This window comes from Leptospira terpstrae serovar Hualin str. LT 11-33 = ATCC 700639 (assembly GCF_000332495.1).
Taxonomy (GTDB): domain Bacteria; phylum Spirochaetota; class Leptospiria; order Leptospirales; family Leptospiraceae; genus Leptospira_A; species Leptospira_A terpstrae.
Genome location: NZ_AOGW02000006.1, coordinates 335,295 through 351,438, shown reverse-complemented (window position 1 = coordinate 351,438; position 16,144 = coordinate 335,295). Strand labels below are relative to the sequence as shown.

Genomic DNA, 16,144 nt, shown 5'->3' with positions numbered 1-16,144 from the left:
AATCGAATCTTTAAGTGGCTAAAAAACGAACCAAAAGAAAAGAAGTGGGGAGAAGATCCATTTTTTCAAATCCCATTTCTTCCCAAACATTCAGATCTATGAGAATCAGTGAAAATCCTGTGATTTTATTCAGAGCAATTGGGTAAGGATTCAAATCTGTTTCTGGTTGTAACAGGTCTTCTACTTTGATTTTGTTCGACTTCATTCCTTTGAGTGAAGTTAGTTTTTGGGCAAAACCTAGAATGGGGTCTTTTTCACCTTTATAAAGAATAGCCACTTTTTCTACGGATTCGAGGCCATTGTCTATGAGTACTCCGACCGTTGCCGGGCAATAGTTTAGAATCCCTTTGATTTTTCCACCCGTATAACTGCGGGAAAATAGAGGTTTAGCAGCACCAATCAGCAGAATATCAGTATGTTTAATTTTTGCAAAGTTGACAATTTCATATGTAACATTGTCTGTGATACGATATTCTGTTTGGACTTGGATTCCCATACTAGAGCCTGTTTGGCGAATGGCTTCAAAACTTGCATCGCGATAACGTCGGATTTCTTCATTAGAAAGCGAATCGTTTGGTGAAATGTGAAGTGCAGTGATTTCTAAGTTTTTCTTTTGGTTTCCTGATAGAGAATAAGCAAAACGAACCAAACTTTTTCCCATTTTTTCTTGGGCAAATGCCACTAACACTCGTAACTTGTGGTCGGCTGGTTTTTCTGTTGGAATTAGTTTTTCTTGCTTGGAGAAAAACTTTTGGATTCCATCTAGGAGTGGACCTGTGGAGAGAGTGGTTACAAGCGCCATTAGAACAAATACAGCAAAGATTTCTGGACTTAAGATTCCGAGATCATATCCAATATTAAGTACCACAAGTTCCATAAGGCCACGTGTATTCATTAGAGCACCAATCGAAAGAGAATCCTCCCAGTTGGAACCCGCAATTTTGGCAGCAAAGGCACTTCCCACAAATTTTCCCACTACGGCAACAAGGATCACCAAACCAAAGACCAACCATAGGTGGGAACCGTTGAGGAGGCCTATTTCTGTTCTCAGTCCAGTGATAACAAAGAAAATCGGTAAAAACAAAATGACTGCAAGGTCTTCAATTTTTTCCGCGATGAGTTTCTTTAAATTTCCTTCTGCTGGCATAATCACACCGGCAAGAAAGGCTCCAAATAAGGCATGGATTCCAATCACCTCCGTTGTGAGTGAGGATAGGAATAAAATCATTAGGATGAGGGCCACAGCTGTTCTTGTTAGGTTTTCACGGGAGATGTAAATGGAACCTAATCGTTTGAGAAAGGGGGCAACCAAATAAATCATAGTGAGTATGTAAGCGAAGGATAAACCAATCGTGAAAAGAGCTGTATTCAGGTTTCCGGCTTTGGAGATGGTAACAATGATCGCAAGTAAGATCCAAGCAGTAATATCATCGGCAGCAGCACAAGTGAGAACCATGGCACCGAGTGGTGTCCTTGTGAGGTTCCTTTCCTGTAAGATTCTTGCCAGTACCGGGAAAGCGGTGATACTCATCGCAATTCCCATAAAGAGTGAAAAAGATAAAAATCCTACATTTTCAGGAGCATAATCTGTATAAAAATAGTAAGCCAGAATCATTCCTAAAAAGAAAGGAAATATGATGCTCGCATGACTGATAATGATGGCTGAGTGGGCTTTGGTTTTGAGAACGGATAAATCAAGTTCCATCCCAATGATAAACATAAAAAGAACTAAACCAATTTGGCTGAGTGTTCCGAGTGTGGGAAGACTGGCAGGTGGAAACAAAAATCCCATGGTTTCTGGGAAGTAATAGCCGAGAAGGGATGGCCCAAGCAAAATCCCTGCAACGATCTCTCCCATAACAGATGGTTGTTTTAGTTTTCTAGAAAATACATACCCAACAAATCGTGCCGATCCACATACGATTATGATTTGTAGGAAAAGAAGAGCTAGTGGGTGGTGGAATCGGTTAAAGAAATTCTCAGTGTCTAAATGTTCATTTGAGACGGAGGCTATGTTTTTAGCAACTTCCAGTAAACTTCCCGCTTGCAAAAGAAAGTAACCAAGGGAACCAAATAGAAGTAAGGTGAAGCCATAAAAAAAAGTGGAACGTGTTCTCATAGAATCCTCATTTTCGCCTTAAACGGAGAATTTTTTTGTAAGGGCATCGCCCACAATATCTGGGACTTGGTTGGATACAGCTCTTCCATGTCTTGCTACTTCTTTGACGATTGTCGAGGATACAAAGGAGTACTCATTGTCTGCCATTAAGAAATAAGTTTCGATTTCTGGGGCTAATTTTTTATTCATAAGAGAAATCGCATATTCGTAATCAAAATCCGTTACTGCCCGTAGTCCCCGCAAAATGACACGTGAATTCTTTTCTTTGCAATAATCTACGGTGAGACCTTCAAAAGAATCGATTTTGATTTTATCCCATCCCTTAAAAACTTTTCCGATCATTTCTACCCTTTCTTCTGGTGAAAAAAGAGAGCTTTTTTTAGAGTTAATGGCTACCGCAATGATGATCTCTTCAAATAACGGATGGGCTCGCCGTATGATGTCGAGATGACCGTTGGTGAACGGATCAAAAGAACCTGGATATACGGCGATATTTTTCATCTTACTTGTTTACCCTAGCCCACTCTTTCATAGGAAGTCCGTAAAGGTTGATAAACCCTTCGGCATCGTACTGATTGTACAACTCTTCTTTTTCAAAAGTGGAAAGTCCAGCGTTGTACAGAGATTTGTTGGATTTACGTCCCACTACTGTACAATTACCTTTATACAATTTAATGCGAATAGTACCGTTTACGTATTTTTGTGTGTAATCCATATATGCTCGTAGAGCATTCATTTGGTTGGAATACCATTGGCCATTGTAAATATAACGAGCAAATTCTTGAGAAAGTTCGTCTTTTTTGTGTTGGGTGTCTCGGTCGAGAGTGATGGATTCTAAATCGCGGTGGGCAATGTGTAAAATGGTTCCGCCTGGGGTTTCATAAACACCACGAGATTTTATTCCTACGAGTCGGTTTTCTACAATGTCTACTCTTCCGACTCCGTTTTTTCCACCTAAATCGTTTAATGTCTCCATCACTTCGAGTGGATTCATTTTTTTTCCATCGATAGAAACGCAGTCCCCATTTTCAAAATCCAATTCCAAGTAAGTTGGTTTGTCGGGAGCTTTTTCAGGAGAAACCGTTAAGATAAACATATCTTCTTTAGGTTCATTGAATGGATCTTCCAAAATTCCACCTTCAAATGAAAGGTGCATTAAATTTCTATCCATACTATAAGGTTTAGCGGCTGTTACGGGAACAGGGATTCCTTTTTTCTTTGCGTATTCAATAAGATCAGCTCGGCCACCAAAATCCCAAGTCCTCCAAGGGGCAATGATTTGTAAATTTGGGGAAAGGGCTTTGAAAGTAAGTTCAAAACGAACTTGGTCATTTCCTTTTCCTGTGGCGCCGTGAGAAAAAGCGTCGGCTCCTTCTTTGGTAGCCACTTCTGCCATTGCTTTGGCAATGAGTGGTCTTGCTAAAGAAGTTCCTAAAAGATAACGCATTTCATAAATTGCATTTCCGCGAATGGCGGGGAAAATAAAGTCACGTGCAAATTCCAAACGAAGGTCTTGGATGTAGACTTTAGAAGCTCCTGTATTTTTACCTTTTTCTTCGAGACCGGTTAGCTCTTCTTTTTGACCAACATCGGCACAAAAAGCAATGACTTCACAACCGTAAGTATCTTTTAACCAAGCAAGGATGACGGAAGTATCTAGTCCACCGGAGTAAGCGAGAACGATTTTTTTGGGAGCAGGTTTCTCTTTCATAGAATAAGGTCAAAATAAAAGAAAAAACTAAGAACACAATTAAATATTGTCTGAAACGAAATTGTGTAGTAGATTTGGTGGATGCGTTTTTTCGTTTCTTTCTCAGTTTTTGTAAGCCTCAGCATTTTTACGATCCAGTGCCAAAAGCAAGTTGTACCTCAAGAGGAAATCACGAAGTTCCTACCCAAACCAAAAGTTTACATCCAAACAGTGGGAACGGGTAAACGTGGAAGTTTTGTAGGGATGGAACCCTATCTCAATCAGTACAGCTACGCAACAGAAGATAGTTTTTATCTCGCCTTACGCGATTACTTTCAAATGGCGAAAGAGAAGGAACTTCTCTTTGTCGATCGCAGTATCATCGTCCTTCCGGAATATATCGGAACTTGGCTTGTAGTGACAGCCGAAGACAAATCTATTTTTGCAACGAATACAATCCAAGAGGCTATGGAAGTACTCGTAAAACAAAACCTAGGTTCCTTTCTTTGGCATTATCTATTTAGTAATTCTTACTCTGCAGATAGTTTGAAAGAAACACTATTTCGGATGAAGGCTTGGCAGATGTCTGACAGATACCAATCTGTGTTTCTTAGACTTGCACGCGAATATAGGGTAGCAATTGTAGCAGGTTCCATTGTCCTCCCTCATCCCAAAGTCATTGAAGGAAAAATCACTCCCACCGATGGCCCTTTGGAAAACGTAAGTTTTTATTTTCATCCCGATGGACAAGTGGATGACCAAATCGTTCGTAAACTCTTTCCCATTATCGAGGAGAAAGAATTTTTAAAAGAAGGAAAATTAGAAGAAAACCCTACTTATCAAACCTCTCTCGGTAAGTTATATACGATGGTTTGTGCTGATTCTTGGTTTCCTGAAGTGTATGAGGAATTACAAAAATCGGAAGCAGAACTTTTGGCCGTTCCTTCTTTTGTGGCACCTGCTGATGCCTGGACAACTAAATGGAATGGTTACAACGGTTATGCGAATCCGAAAGATATAGAAAAGAAGGATATTGGTTTGATATCGGAACGAACAGCATGGAAAAAATATGCCATGGCTGGTCGTTTGAAAGATCCTAAGGTTAAAGCCGGAATTAATGTATTTTTCCGGGGAGAAATTTGGGATCTGAAAGCAGGTGGAGATGCCTTTTTATCTCTCGGTGGTAAACCGGTAATCAATGTTGTCAAAGAAGAAAAAACCCAAGGAAGAATGTATGTACTCTTTCTCTAGAAAATCCTTTCTCGCACTTTTGCTATTTTGTGCGGGCATCAAATCCAAAATCCGGTATTTCTATTTTAGTGAATCGGAAACAAAAACAGTCGCTGCTTTTTCCGAAGTAGTTCTACCAATTACAGAACCAGGAATGCCAAACTTAGAAGAAGCAAATGTTATGCGAAGATTGGATGAAGAATTATACTTTGTGTCTGAGGAAATTCAGGAAGATTTTCATTCCGCAGTGATGGTTTTGGAATATATCCCTCTGCTCTATGGACATTTTAGTTTTTTTTCGAACCTTACTTTGGTAAAAAGGGAAAACCTTCTATCCACATTGGCAGAAACAGACTCTGATATTCTCAGGGCAGTGGTAGGGAATTTAAAACTATTGGTTTGTCTTGTTTACTACGGTCATAAGTCCACTTGGAATTCGATTTCCTATCCTGGTCCCTTTGCCAATCCTCCTGAGAAGTGGAGTGAAGCAAGAATCCACTACCAAAATTTAGTGAAAGGAAACGGGGTATAATATGAAATCGGGAGTCTATCGTGATTATAAATCCTACCAACCAAAGGAAACCATTACCGTTGATGTTGTGGTGATTGGTTCTGGGTGCGGTGGGTCTACCATGGCCTACGAACTTTCCAAAAAAGGATTCAAAGTAGCCCTCATCGAACAGGGAGGAAACTACCATACGGGAACTTTTGACAACAATGAGTTGAATATGGGAGGAAAGGTTTCTGCAGAGAGAAACTTTCACACCACTGCAGATGGTGGAATCAACCTTGTGTATGGAAACAATTTGGGTGGGGCATCAGTCCACTACTGGGCAGACAGTTACCGCACACCCGAAGACCGATTGTTACTCTGGAACCGTAAATATGGAATTGAACACCACTTACCGGAAGATTTAAAATCCTTTTGGCCGGAACTGGAATCGGATCTTCATGTTACGCCAGCCGGTGAAGAATATTTTAATCCTATGAATCGTTTGTTTCGTGGAGCCTCACAACGATTAGGTTGGGAAGGGCATGCGGTTCCCCAAGCACGAAAAAACTGCCAAAAATCCGGCCATTGTATGCAAGGTTGTCTATTCGGTGCCAAACAGTCGCAGCTAGTAACTCATATTCCGAGAGCAGTACAACTAGGAACTGATGTTTATACTGACCTTCGGGCAGAAAAATTAGTATATGTTGGCCAAAAAGTCACTGGGCTTGAAGCCGTTGTCATCGATCGGCGCACCTTAAGACCAACGGCCACAAGAGTTTCCTTTCAAGCAAAAGCCGTTTGTGTTTCCGCTGGAGGTTTTGGAAGTTCTACTTTTTTACTTCGTAACGGTTTAAAGAAACGATTACCCGCACTCGGACAATTCCTTGCGATCAATCCATCTCCCATGGTACATGCGTTATATGAAGAACCTATCATCCAGTGGCGTAATATTCCGGCGGCCTATGGAGTGGAAGGATTTCGTTTGGCACGTTACCAAAATGGAAAATACCGTGAAGGTGGGTATATGCTTATGCCAAACCAATTGCAACCGGCAACACTTGCAGCCCTCATACCAAGTTTTGGAAAAGAACACTTTCATTATATGAAACAAATGGAACATTTAGGCGGAACAATCGGCTGGATTGATGATGTGGATGGTGAACTTGGTTCCATCGAAGTGGATTTTTCTGGAAAACGTAAAATTCATTATCCGTTCGGAAAAATCACCAAACAAATCTTTAGCGATCTTACTTATAAACAAATGAAGTTAAACTTTGAAGCCGGAGCGAAAGAAGTATTCCTTGCTGGGATGAAACTAAGGAAATATTCTAAACTACCTAAAAAAGAAGAAATCGATGCCCTTGCATGGCGGCCTGCTGAATTTCCGATGGCAGCTCCTCACCCAGCGGGAGGTTGTCGGATGGGAAATTCGCCAGAAAATTCAGTGGTGAATTCTCGCCACCAAGTCCACGGATTTCAAAATTTGTTTGTAGCTGACTCTTCTGTATTTCCTACAGGAGTGAGTGTGGATCCCAGTTTTACCATTATGGCTTTTAGTAAAAAAGCCTCTGAATTTGTAATGGATGTTATGTGAGATTTTTATTTCTAAATACTGCTACTGTTTCCACATGATCAGTTCTTGGGAACATATCAACTGGTTGAACAGAATTTAAAAAGTACTGTCTTGCCAGTAAATTTGTGTCTTCTCTCAGACTCATTGGATCACAAGATACATAGACAATTTTTTTAAATCCCATTCCTAAAATGGTTTCGGCCACTTCGGCACCGAGGCCATTACGTGGCGGGTCAAGAACTAAGGTGTCGTAGTTTTTTCCAAATAGGGAAGGCAATACTTCGGCCACTCTCCCTTTGCGAAACCGTACGTTATGTACGTGATTGTATTTAATCGATTCGAGAGCCGTTCTATGAGAGTTTGGATTTTCTTCGATCCCCATTACTTCTTTACAGTTTCCTGAAATCCAAAAGGAAATGGTTCCAATTCCGGAATAAGCATCAATCACTCTGGCTTCTGGTTCAATTTCATCGAGTACTAAGTTGTATAAACTCGGAGTTTGGATGGGGTTTACTTGTAAAAAAGTGGAAAGGCCAACGCGGAATTTATGTTTTCCAAAATGTTCATGGATATAAGGTCTACCCCATAACAAATGTTCTTCGCGGCCTAATGCCATTGTAGTATGTCGCGTATTGATATTTTGAATGATCCCAACAATTTTTCCGAGTTTGCCAGTTTTTCCAATGCGGTTCTGGATGGCTGTGTGGAGTCTCTTGGAAGCATCTTTAGCATGGGGAAGGTCTTCCTTAGCAGTCACAAGTCCAAGAATGATTTCCCCTGTAGAAAAGGATTTTCTTGCTACAAGATACTTCATCATTCCCCGTTTGGATTTTTCGTTATAAGGGAGAAGACCTTCTCGCCTAGCCCATTGTTTGACGGCCAGAGCAATTTCAGTAAGACCTGGATCTTGGATATCGCATTCAGTTTGGTCTAGGACAAATGTGGATTCTTTATTGAAGAGACCTAAAGTCAGAAGGGTTTTGTTTCCTATAATCCTCCTTCCAAAAGGAAGTTGGATTTTGTGCCTGTAAAATTCAGGAGAGGGACTGGGAACAATGGTACGAAATTCTAAGTGGCGATAGGTTTTAAAAAGTTCTTTAATGTTCTGTTCTTTTTTTCGAAGTTCTTTGGTGTAATCAATATCTAAGTAATTACATCCACCGCATGTTCCGAAGTGTGTACAGATTTTTCCACCGGGTTTTGTTGTTGTCATAATGAGTTTCCGGTTCCTATAAGTTCGGAGATATGGGAGAGACCTTTTTCTTTCACCGCTTTGTCTAGGTAACAACAAATTTGGTAAGGTAGGAATGGTCCTTCATAAATATAAGCAGTATAAATTTGAATGAGGTTGGCACCTGCTTCCATCATTCGGAGAGCTTTTTCTCCAGAGTCAATTCCTCCCACACCGATAATCGGAATTTTTCCTTTGAGAGTTTTGTAAGCAATGGATACAAAGCGAAGGGATTTTTCGAAGAGTGGTCCACCGGAGAGTCCTCCTTCTGGGGGATTATCTTCCCTGAGTATTTTTTTATCTAATGTAGTGTTGGTGAGAATGACACCATTAATTTTATAATCCAAACAAACTTTTAGATTTTCCACTAACTCTTCTTCTGACAAATCAGGAGCAAATTTTAAATACAAAGGAATGGGAAATTTTCCTTCAAATGCAGATTGGATTCCTTCGATGAGTTCGATGAGACTTTTTTTGGTTTGGAGAGAACGTAATCCTGGAGTATTCGGTGAACTAATATTGATCACAGCATAGTCCCCATAAGGAACTAATTTTTTTAAAGTATATACATAATCACTTACCGCATTTTCTAATTCTGTGACTTTGGATTTGCCAGCATTGATCCCACGAACTCCGTCTTTTTGTTGGTTCTTTAAATTGGATTCTGCCATATCGGCACCAGGGTTGTTGAATCCCATCCGGTTGATGAGTGCCTTTTGTGTGGGATAACGAAAGAGACGAGGTTTTTCATTGCCTGGTTGTTCTTTCGCAGTGATGGTACCCACTTCGATGAATCCAAATCCCATATGGATCATTGTGGGAAAAAGTTCCGTAGTTTTATCAAATCCTGCTGCAAGTCCTAATGGATTGGGAAACTGAATTCCTTGGATGGTCTGTTTTAATCTTTCTGATTTGTATTCAAAAAGAGAGGAAAGAGTTTTATGGAAAAATGGAATCTTTTGGGAAAGCGAAAGGAAACCTGACACAAGATGGTGTGCCGATTCTGGATCTAAATGAAACAGGATTGGTTTGATGAGGTGATTGTAGAACAAGAGGAGAATCCTTACGTTGATTCTTTTTTCACCGTCATTTCTTACAATTTCTTTCCGAAAATAGCGATCTTTCAGAGATTCATTATCAGGACTTTACAGAATGGCACTTAATTCTTCATTTTCCCGGATTTGGCAGAATCCTTCCGACTTTCCAGCGGAAGCTGTGTTACGGGAATTGGAAAACCTTCTCCGGTCCAATCCAGACTTTTGGCTTAAAATCAATCGCGATGGAATCATTGTTGATTATAAAACTTCCCGATTTGTGAACATTGGAGACAAACCTGAGACCCTTTTAGGTAAACATATAGATGAAGGCCTTCCCACATACCTTCGTGAAATCACTGCAGAAGCTCTGGCTTATTTATCTGAGAAAAAAAGTCAGGTGTTTTGGAAAGAGTATTCTTATGGAGTTGAACCAAACATTCGTCATGTGGAAGTTCGATTTGTGGTTTTGTATGAAGGATACATCATGTCCAATCATCGGGACATCACAGAAAGAAAACGATTAGAAAATGCATTTTTAGAAAGTGAATCTAGATTTCTTTCCATGGCACAGAATGCTGCCGATTCCATTATCATTATCAACGATGAAGGAATTATTCAATTTTTTAATAAAACTGCTGAGAAAACATTTGGTTATAGTCATGAAGAAGTAATCGGTAAAAAATGTTACGATTATTATTCCTGATGGGTATAGAAACAAACATGATACTTTCCTGAAAAGATATAAAGAAACAGGTGTACAACATATCATTGGTGTGGGAAGGGAACTAGTCGCACAACGAAAGTCAGGTGAAATATTCCCTTGTGAATTGTCCGTGGGTGAATTCAAAACCAAAACTGGGAAAATGTTTACGGGAATTTTGCGTGACATTAGTCTTCGGAAACAACAAGAAGAAGAACTTTATCAATATAGAAATCATTTAGAAGATTTGGTAGAAAGCCAAACTATGGACTTAAAAATGTCCAAAAATATTGCAGAAGAAGCATCCTATATGAAATCACTTTTTCTCGCCAATATCTCTCACGAACTAAAAACACCTATCCATGCAATTTTGAGTTATGCAGAACTGGGGGAAGAAAAATCAGCTTCCGTCCCACCAGAAAAAATTAAAGAATACTTTCAAATCATCGATTCTTCAGGAAAACGATTGTTAGGTTTATTGGAAAATCTGTTAGATATTGCCAAACTAGAGTCTGGTAAAATGCGATATCTATTTGAAAAAAATTGCCTGAAAGAGACTACAAAATTTGTAATCAACGAAATGCGTGTAATCCTGGAAAAAAGGGGGATCACAGTTGTTTTACTAGATAAGGAAGAACGTTGGGAAGCAGAGTTTGATTATGAGCGAATCCAACAAGTAATACGAAATATTTTATCAAATGCATTAAAATTCATTCCAAATGACACTAATATTGAAATTAGTATGGTTCGAAGAGAATTTATTCCGAGAAAAACTCAGTCATATGTGAACGGTATCGGAATACAAATTCGTGACTTTGGACCAGGCATTCCTCCAGAAGATTTGGATAAAATTTTTGAAAAGTTCATCCAGTCCAAACAAGTGAAAGCAGGAACAAAAGGAACGGGACTCGGATTGTCCATTTCCAGAGAAATTGTCAATGACCACCACGGGTTGTTGTATGCCGAGAACCATGAAGAAAGGGGAGCAATTTTTACTATGTTAATTCCTTGTTCTCGTGAAGGACTCAGATGATTAACTTACTAGCAGTAGACGATGAAATGATCAATTTGATGATCATTGACGAGTCGCTTTCTGATAAAGGTTTTAATGTTGTTAAAGCAAAAGACGGGGAAGAAGCATTTCAAATCCTCAGTTCTGATTCTACATTGTTTCATGCAATTATTTTGGATCGGCTCATGCCAAAGATGGATGGAATTGAACTCTTAAAAAAAATCAAACGCTCTGAAAAGTATAAAGACATTCCTGTTATTTTCCAAACTGCTATGAGTTCCATCACCGATATGACAGAAGGATTGGATGCAGGAGCTTTTTATTACCTTACCAAACCTTACTCAAGAACTTTATTGGTTCGAATTGTTCAAACAGCAGTAGAACACTTTATCAAACTCCAACGTGCAAAAGAAGACCTCCATAAAGGAATGGGAGCTCTTAGGCATATGATCACTGGAGAGTTTAGAATTCGTTCCATTCGAGAGTCACATGAGTTAGCACCACTTCTTGCCAATGCATGTCCAGATCCCGAACGTGTGTTAACTGGGATCATGGAAATTTTAAACAATGCCATTGAACATGGAAATTTGGGTATATCCTATCAAGAAAAATCGGAACTCCATGATAACGACAAACTTATGGAAGAAATTTTTAGAAGGTTAGAAACTCCAGAATTCAAAGATAAATTTGTTAAAGTTACTTTTGAAAAAAATGATCATCATATAGAAATTCGTGTGAGTGACCAAGGCAAAGGGTTTGATTGGCAAAGGTATTTGTCGGTGGAAGCAATGACAAAAAATGCCTTCAAAACGCATGGTCGTGGGATTTTTATGGCTCGTAAATTGTCATTTGATGATCTTTCTTACACTGACGAAGGAAGGACTGCCGTCATTCGCATTGACCTATCCAACAAACAAGGAAATTTACTCACCGACTTTCAAGAATAACATTTGTTTATAAATGAAAGACAGTGGAATCATTGAAGTCGCGGATGATTTGGCTTACATGACTTTTTAGTTCTTGTTCCGTATGGGATGTGGCCACACCAATAATGGAACATCCTGCCGATTTCCCTGATTGTAAACCTGCTAGAGAATCTTCAAACACTACACAATCTTTAGGATTTAGTCCCAAACCTTTTGCACAGAGTTCATAGACTTGCGGATGGGGTTTGCCTTGACTTACCATTGGTCCATCTACAATCACATCAAAAAAATCTCTAAGAGATAAAGAATCTAACGTGAAGTTGACATTCATTGTGGGAGCTGAGGTTCCAAGAGCAATCTTTAGATGATTGTCTTTTAAAAATTTTAAAAAATCTAGAAGACCAGTATGGGGTTTCATTTCGTTTTTATATAATTCTTGGTACCAACTTTCTTTTTCATCGCCATACTGTTTGATTTTTTGATCTGATATATTTCCAAAGATCATTCGGAAAAGGTCAGCATTGGTTTTGCCATTAAATGTATCTCTATAGATTTCTGCATCTAGTGGAAAATCATACTTTTTAGAAAATTCCATCCAAGCTTTGAAATGAAAGGAATGGTTATCAACAACAACTCCATCCATATCGAAGATAAATCCTTTATGTTTCATTTACATTCCTTTCATACCCACCGACAAGACCTGAGATAAAACTTGGGATTTTTGTTTCAAATGTAAGTAATTCTTTGGAAAACGGATGAGTCAATTGGATTGAAAAAGAATGTAATGCCATTCGAGGATAAGATTTTGTATCGTTTCCATACTTTGTATCGCCGACGATGGGATGTTTTTTGTCTGAGAAGTGGACACGAATTTGGTTTTTGCGACCAGTAAGTAGTTCTATTTCCAATAAAGAATATAAGTTGGTTTCTTTTAATACTTTGAATTTTGTTTTGGAAAGTTTTCCTAACTCAGGTTCGTCGGTAGAATAAACACGGTGTGCTTTGGATTCTACAAGAAAAGATTGGATGGTGCCTGCCTTTTCTTTCCAAACTCCATGGCTAACTGCAAGATAGATTTTTTTTGTTTTCTCCCAGGATTCTTGAAGAGTTTGTTTTGCTGTTTCTGTTTTTGCAAAAACCAAAATCCCCGATGTTTCCCGATCCAACCTATGAACGATAAAGATTCTATTTTTAGAACGATCGCTCCCTTTTTTCACGTAATCCATAAGGGCAGCATAGGCAGTTTTTGATTTTTCAGATTCGGTTGCGATTGTGAGCAGTCCCGCCGGTTTGTCTACAATGAGAATGTCGCGGTCTTCATGTAAAATGGTAAGGCCTTTGGGTAAAAAACGGGTATTGGTCTTTTGTTTCATTCGTACTTAAGTAGGGGAAGGGGGAATCCATACCCTTCATAGGAGTCTAAGAAAAAGTGCGAAAGGGGTCAAGACTTGTCCATTTCTCTGAAAATTGGCCTTAGAATCGCGTAAAGAACTGGATTAGTTTAATTTATTGAATTTATTTCCGTTAAAACAGACGATGGTTTCCAAGGAACCTAAACGATTTTGGAATCTACAGTAATATCTATGCAAGTGAATCATTATGTCCCTTTATTTCAGCCCATCTTTTCCGTAGAGGAACAGACGGTGGTTGCGTACGAATCACTGGGCCGCATACGAGAAGAAAGTGGGAAGTTAATTTCGATTCCAGAGTTTAGCGATCCTCATGTATCAGCACTTCGGATGAGTGTTATCGATAGACAGTTACTTGGACTTGCACTAACTAAAATACAATCAACGAATGATCTTTTATTTGTAAACATGTCTCCCGACCAAGTCATTTTGGAATATGAAGAAAGCCGTTCTAATACATTACCAATTTCAGATTTGGTAAATAGTTATGGGATTCCTTTAAATCGAATCGTGATTGAGATCACTGAAAAATCTGGAAGTTACGGAACTGATGTATTGGCTGCTGGAGTGGAACTTTTAAGAGAACAAGGATTTGGAATTGCATTGGATGACGTAGGATCTGAATCTTCCAACTTAGAACGATTAGGTGCTATTAAACCTGACATCATCAAAATCGATTTGAATTTATTAAAAAAATCCATCGAAAAGAGAGAATTCCAATCCATTTTAGAATATTTAAAACAAATTTCATTAAGTATTGGTTCTCAATTGTTATTTGAAGGAATTGAAACAGAAGAAGAATTGTATCGTGCCATTGGTTCTGGGGCGAGTCTTTTACAAGGTTATTTTTTAGGAAGACCATCAGATCTAAATCATGATAAACAAAGTATTTGTGATACTGTAGTACCACACTTACAAATATATCATGAAAGGAAACGAAAAGAGGTCGCTACTGAAATCGAATTTGAAAAACAAATAAAATCAAAACTCAATACAATCAATTTAAAAACAATAAAATTGGATAATCGAGTGATTATTGATCCAAATTCTTTCTTCAAAATTGATACCCATGTCCAAAGAGTTTATGTGACTGATTGGTTGGGTACACAAGTTTCGCCTTATTATGAAAGGACAAGTGAGATGGGTTTTACAGAAAACCTTCAATTAATTCAGAAAAACTGGTCTTATATGCCATTCTTTTATAAACATGTAAAACAAGTATTTAGAGATTCTGAAAATTGGCAAGTCAGCGATCCTTATTGGGATAAAGAATTAAAAAAGAACGTAATAGTATTATCTCGAGTGAACGAAATGGGTTATTCCTTTTTTGTGGACTTAACTTTAGATTGAGATAGAATTAAGTAGATATTGGTTCAGATTTTCGAACCTTTCTAGAAATTTAGCACAGTATTTGAAACAAATTGGAATCCAATCACAAGAGTGATTGACATTGAATGAATCTAAGCCTAGGATTTGTTTTTTTGGAGAACATCTATGTTTCGAATCAAACCACATCTGCTAAACAACTTAGGAATTATATACATTTGTTTTTGCATATTCAATTGTTCTAATGCTAAACTAGAACCAGGTCAAGTTGTAGACCAACACGGAAAAACCATCATCTTAATTCCCGAACCTGGCGCAAATCCTACCATTCAAAAGGAAATCAAAAGTTCAATTCCACTTTTATTAGCAGATGGAAATTTAAATGTCTCTGGTTGGTCGAGATATCCTCATTTTCAAATCAACGAATCTTTTATAAAAGCGGATCCAAAACGATACAAACGTTGGGAACATTACACATTTTATAATGAAAAGTTTGGTGGGGCAGTGACCATCACGGATATTGGAAATTTAGCGATGGGTAGCATCGAACTTTTAGAGTTTGCCACTGGGAAAGTTCTTTTTTCTAAAACAGAATTAGTGAGACCAGGGGAAATATTTTTTCCAACCAACACAACTGATCCGATTGAATTTAAAAAAGGAAATCAATTCATTCGAATTATAAAACTAAAAGACAAAAGAATCATTGAATATTCCATTGTCGGTGATTCTAGTTCTGAATTCATTAAGGGTAATTTTGAGTTAGAAGAAAAAGCACCGGAGGCTCTGGCTGTCATCACTCCCTTTTCTGAATCTACATTTTTTTATGAATATAAAATGCCTAGTTTACTTTGTAAAGGCTCCATCCAATACAACAATATTACTTATGAATTTAATGACAAAAGTTATGCGGTGCTCGATTGGGGAAGAGGGACCTGGCCTGAAAAAAACAAATGGCTTTGGGCTGCCGGTGCTGGCCTTGTCCAAGGTGAATTACTCAGTCTAAATTTGGGTTATGGTTTTGGAATTTCAACCAATGCCACCGAGAATGGAATTGTTTACAAAGGTAAAGTTCATAAACTCGATAAAGTTACTTGGAAGTATGATATCACAGATTATAAAAAACCATGGAAATTCATCAGTAACGAAGGGCGGTTGGAATTGGAATTTACACCAGTTTACCTATTGCATTCAGACATTGATTTAATGGGTATGATAGGTTTTTTAAAACAATTGTATCAAAACTTCACTTTCTCTGAAATTTTAGACCTACTCAAAACAGAAGCCTATTTAAATAAAGCATTTGGACATTACAATGGTTATGTGATATTGGACAATGGAACCAAGTTAGAAGTGAAAGACCTTGCTGGTTTTGCAGAACAAATGTACCAGCAGTGGTAA

General features: G+C 38.4%; 15 protein-coding genes. 8 read left to right on the top strand and 7 right to left on the bottom strand.

Going from position 1 to position 16,144, the window contains the following annotated elements; genetic code table 11:
- Positions 1-10 precede the first annotated feature (10 nt).
- Genes LEP1GSC203_RS03580 through LEP1GSC203_RS03570 form a run of 3 tightly spaced genes read right to left on the bottom strand, consistent with a single transcriptional unit; the run spans position 11 to position 3,830 of the window.
- Complete coding sequence (locus LEP1GSC203_RS03580; protein WP_002972452.1) at positions 11-2,119, bottom strand: cation:proton antiporter domain-containing protein; 2,109 nt, start codon at positions 2,117-2,119, stop codon at positions 11-13.
- A gap of 18 nt (positions 2,120-2,137) precedes the next feature.
- Positions 2,138-2,620: a pantetheine-phosphate adenylyltransferase gene (gene coaD / locus LEP1GSC203_RS03575; protein ID WP_002972644.1), complete on the bottom strand. Its 483-nt coding sequence runs from the start codon at positions 2,618-2,620 to the stop codon at positions 2,138-2,140.
- A gap of 1 nt (position 2,621) precedes the next feature.
- A complete protein-coding gene (locus tag LEP1GSC203_RS03570; RefSeq protein WP_002972713.1) occupies positions 2,622-3,830 on the bottom strand; it encodes an argininosuccinate synthase in 1,209 nt (402 codons plus the stop codon).
- 81 nt (positions 3,831-3,911) lie between these two features.
- On the opposite strand from LEP1GSC203_RS03570, the gene LEP1GSC203_RS03565 reads away from it, so the two are divergent.
- From LEP1GSC203_RS03565 to LEP1GSC203_RS03555, 3 genes are read left to right on the top strand one after another with little or no spacing between them, the layout of a single operon-like run.
- Positions 3,912-5,060 carry a nitrilase-related carbon-nitrogen hydrolase gene (locus LEP1GSC203_RS03565; protein WP_002972543.1) on the top strand — a complete coding sequence of 383 codons (1,149 nt, stop codon included), beginning with the start codon at positions 3,912-3,914 and terminating at the stop codon, positions 5,058-5,060.
- Complete coding sequence (locus tag LEP1GSC203_RS03560; RefSeq protein ID WP_002972267.1) at positions 5,044-5,571, top strand: hypothetical protein; 528 nt, start codon at positions 5,044-5,046, stop codon at positions 5,569-5,571. Before LEP1GSC203_RS03565 ends, LEP1GSC203_RS03560 begins: the two co-directional genes overlap by 17 nt.
- Before the next feature lies 1 nt (position 5,572).
- On the top strand, positions 5,573-7,126 hold the full coding sequence (locus tag LEP1GSC203_RS03555; RefSeq protein ID WP_002972209.1) for an FAD-dependent oxidoreductase: 1,554 nt from the start codon (positions 5,573-5,575) through the stop codon (positions 7,124-7,126).
- Here the strand turns inward: LEP1GSC203_RS03555 and rlmD are convergent.
- Positions 7,119-8,318: a 23S rRNA (uracil(1939)-C(5))-methyltransferase RlmD gene (gene rlmD / locus LEP1GSC203_RS03550; protein WP_002972502.1), complete on the bottom strand. Its 1,200-nt coding sequence runs from the start codon at positions 8,316-8,318 to the stop codon at positions 7,119-7,121. The genes LEP1GSC203_RS03555 and rlmD overlap by 8 nt on opposite strands.
- The gene (locus LEP1GSC203_RS03545; protein WP_002972344.1) at positions 8,315-9,388 is read right to left on the bottom strand and encodes a quinone-dependent dihydroorotate dehydrogenase; all 1,074 of its coding nucleotides are present in this window, start codon (positions 9,386-9,388) and stop codon (positions 8,315-8,317) included. Before LEP1GSC203_RS03545 ends, rlmD begins: the two co-directional genes overlap by 4 nt.
- Before the next feature lie 100 nt (positions 9,389-9,488).
- Here LEP1GSC203_RS03545 and LEP1GSC203_RS19955 point away from each other — a divergent pair, with 100 nt between their 5' ends.
- The 3 genes from LEP1GSC203_RS19955 to LEP1GSC203_RS03535 are packed head-to-tail and all read left to right on the top strand — an operon-like array spanning position 9,489 to position 12,032.
- Entirely contained in the window at positions 9,489-10,076 is a 588-nt protein-coding gene (locus LEP1GSC203_RS19955) for a PAS domain-containing protein (protein WP_002972825.1), read from the top strand.
- Entirely contained in the window at positions 10,063-11,106 is a 1,044-nt protein-coding gene (locus LEP1GSC203_RS19950) for a PAS domain-containing sensor histidine kinase (RefSeq protein ID WP_332248517.1), read from the top strand. Before LEP1GSC203_RS19955 ends, LEP1GSC203_RS19950 begins: the two co-directional genes overlap by 14 nt.
- Positions 11,103-12,032 (top strand): response regulator, encoded by a 930-nt coding sequence (locus LEP1GSC203_RS03535; RefSeq protein WP_002972624.1) that lies wholly within the window; start codon positions 11,103-11,105, stop codon positions 12,030-12,032. Before LEP1GSC203_RS19950 ends, LEP1GSC203_RS03535 begins: the two co-directional genes overlap by 4 nt.
- Before the next feature lie 7 nt (positions 12,033-12,039).
- On the opposite strand, the gene LEP1GSC203_RS03530 is transcribed toward LEP1GSC203_RS03535, so the two are convergent.
- Entirely contained in the window at positions 12,040-12,681 is a 642-nt protein-coding gene (locus LEP1GSC203_RS03530) for an HAD family hydrolase (protein ID WP_002972854.1), read from the bottom strand.
- Positions 12,671-13,384 carry an RluA family pseudouridine synthase gene (locus LEP1GSC203_RS03525; RefSeq protein ID WP_002972725.1) on the bottom strand — a complete coding sequence of 238 codons (714 nt, stop codon included), beginning with the start codon at positions 13,382-13,384 and terminating at the stop codon, positions 12,671-12,673. Before LEP1GSC203_RS03525 ends, LEP1GSC203_RS03530 begins: the two co-directional genes overlap by 11 nt.
- A gap of 210 nt (positions 13,385-13,594) precedes the next feature.
- Here LEP1GSC203_RS03525 and LEP1GSC203_RS03520 point away from each other — a divergent pair, with 210 nt between their 5' ends.
- Both LEP1GSC203_RS03520 and LEP1GSC203_RS03515 read left to right on the top strand, forming a co-directional pair.
- On the top strand, positions 13,595-14,770 hold the full coding sequence (locus LEP1GSC203_RS03520) for an EAL domain-containing protein (protein WP_039937080.1): 1,176 nt from the start codon (positions 13,595-13,597) through the stop codon (positions 14,768-14,770).
- A 144-nt stretch (positions 14,771-14,914) separates the two neighbouring features.
- Complete coding sequence (locus tag LEP1GSC203_RS03515) at positions 14,915-16,144, top strand: DUF2804 domain-containing protein (protein ID WP_002972923.1); 1,230 nt, start codon at positions 14,915-14,917, stop codon at positions 16,142-16,144.

Coding starts and splice junctions, on each gene's coding strand:
- LEP1GSC203_RS03580 (WP_002972452.1), bottom strand. CDS start 2,119: ATGAGAACACGTTCCACTTTTTTTTATGGCTTCACCTTACTTCTATTT.
- coaD (WP_002972644.1), bottom strand. CDS start 2,620: ATGAAAAATATCGCCGTATATCCAGGTTCTTTTGATCCGTTCACCAAC.
- LEP1GSC203_RS03570 (WP_002972713.1), bottom strand. CDS start 3,830: ATGAAAGAGAAACCTGCTCCCAAAAAAATCGTTCTCGCTTACTCCGGT.
- LEP1GSC203_RS03565 (WP_002972543.1), top strand. CDS start 3,912: ATGCGTTTTTTCGTTTCTTTCTCAGTTTTTGTAAGCCTCAGCATTTTT.
- LEP1GSC203_RS03560 (WP_002972267.1), top strand. CDS start 5,044: ATGTACTCTTTCTCTAGAAAATCCTTTCTCGCACTTTTGCTATTTTGT.
- LEP1GSC203_RS03555 (WP_002972209.1), top strand. CDS start 5,573: ATGAAATCGGGAGTCTATCGTGATTATAAATCCTACCAACCAAAGGAA.
- rlmD (WP_002972502.1), bottom strand. CDS start 8,318: ATGACAACAACAAAACCCGGTGGAAAAATCTGTACACACTTCGGAACA.
- LEP1GSC203_RS19955 (WP_002972825.1), top strand. CDS start 9,489: ATGGCACTTAATTCTTCATTTTCCCGGATTTGGCAGAATCCTTCCGAC.
- LEP1GSC203_RS03535 (WP_002972624.1), top strand. CDS start 11,103: ATGATTAACTTACTAGCAGTAGACGATGAAATGATCAATTTGATGATC.
- LEP1GSC203_RS03530 (WP_002972854.1), bottom strand. CDS start 12,681: ATGAAACATAAAGGATTTATCTTCGATATGGATGGAGTTGTTGTTGAT.
- LEP1GSC203_RS03525 (WP_002972725.1), bottom strand. CDS start 13,384: ATGAAACAAAAGACCAATACCCGTTTTTTACCCAAAGGCCTTACCATT.
- LEP1GSC203_RS03520 (WP_039937080.1), top strand. CDS start 13,595: ATGCAAGTGAATCATTATGTCCCTTTATTTCAGCCCATCTTTTCCGTA.
- LEP1GSC203_RS03515 (WP_002972923.1), top strand. CDS start 14,915: ATGTTTCGAATCAAACCACATCTGCTAAACAACTTAGGAATTATATAC.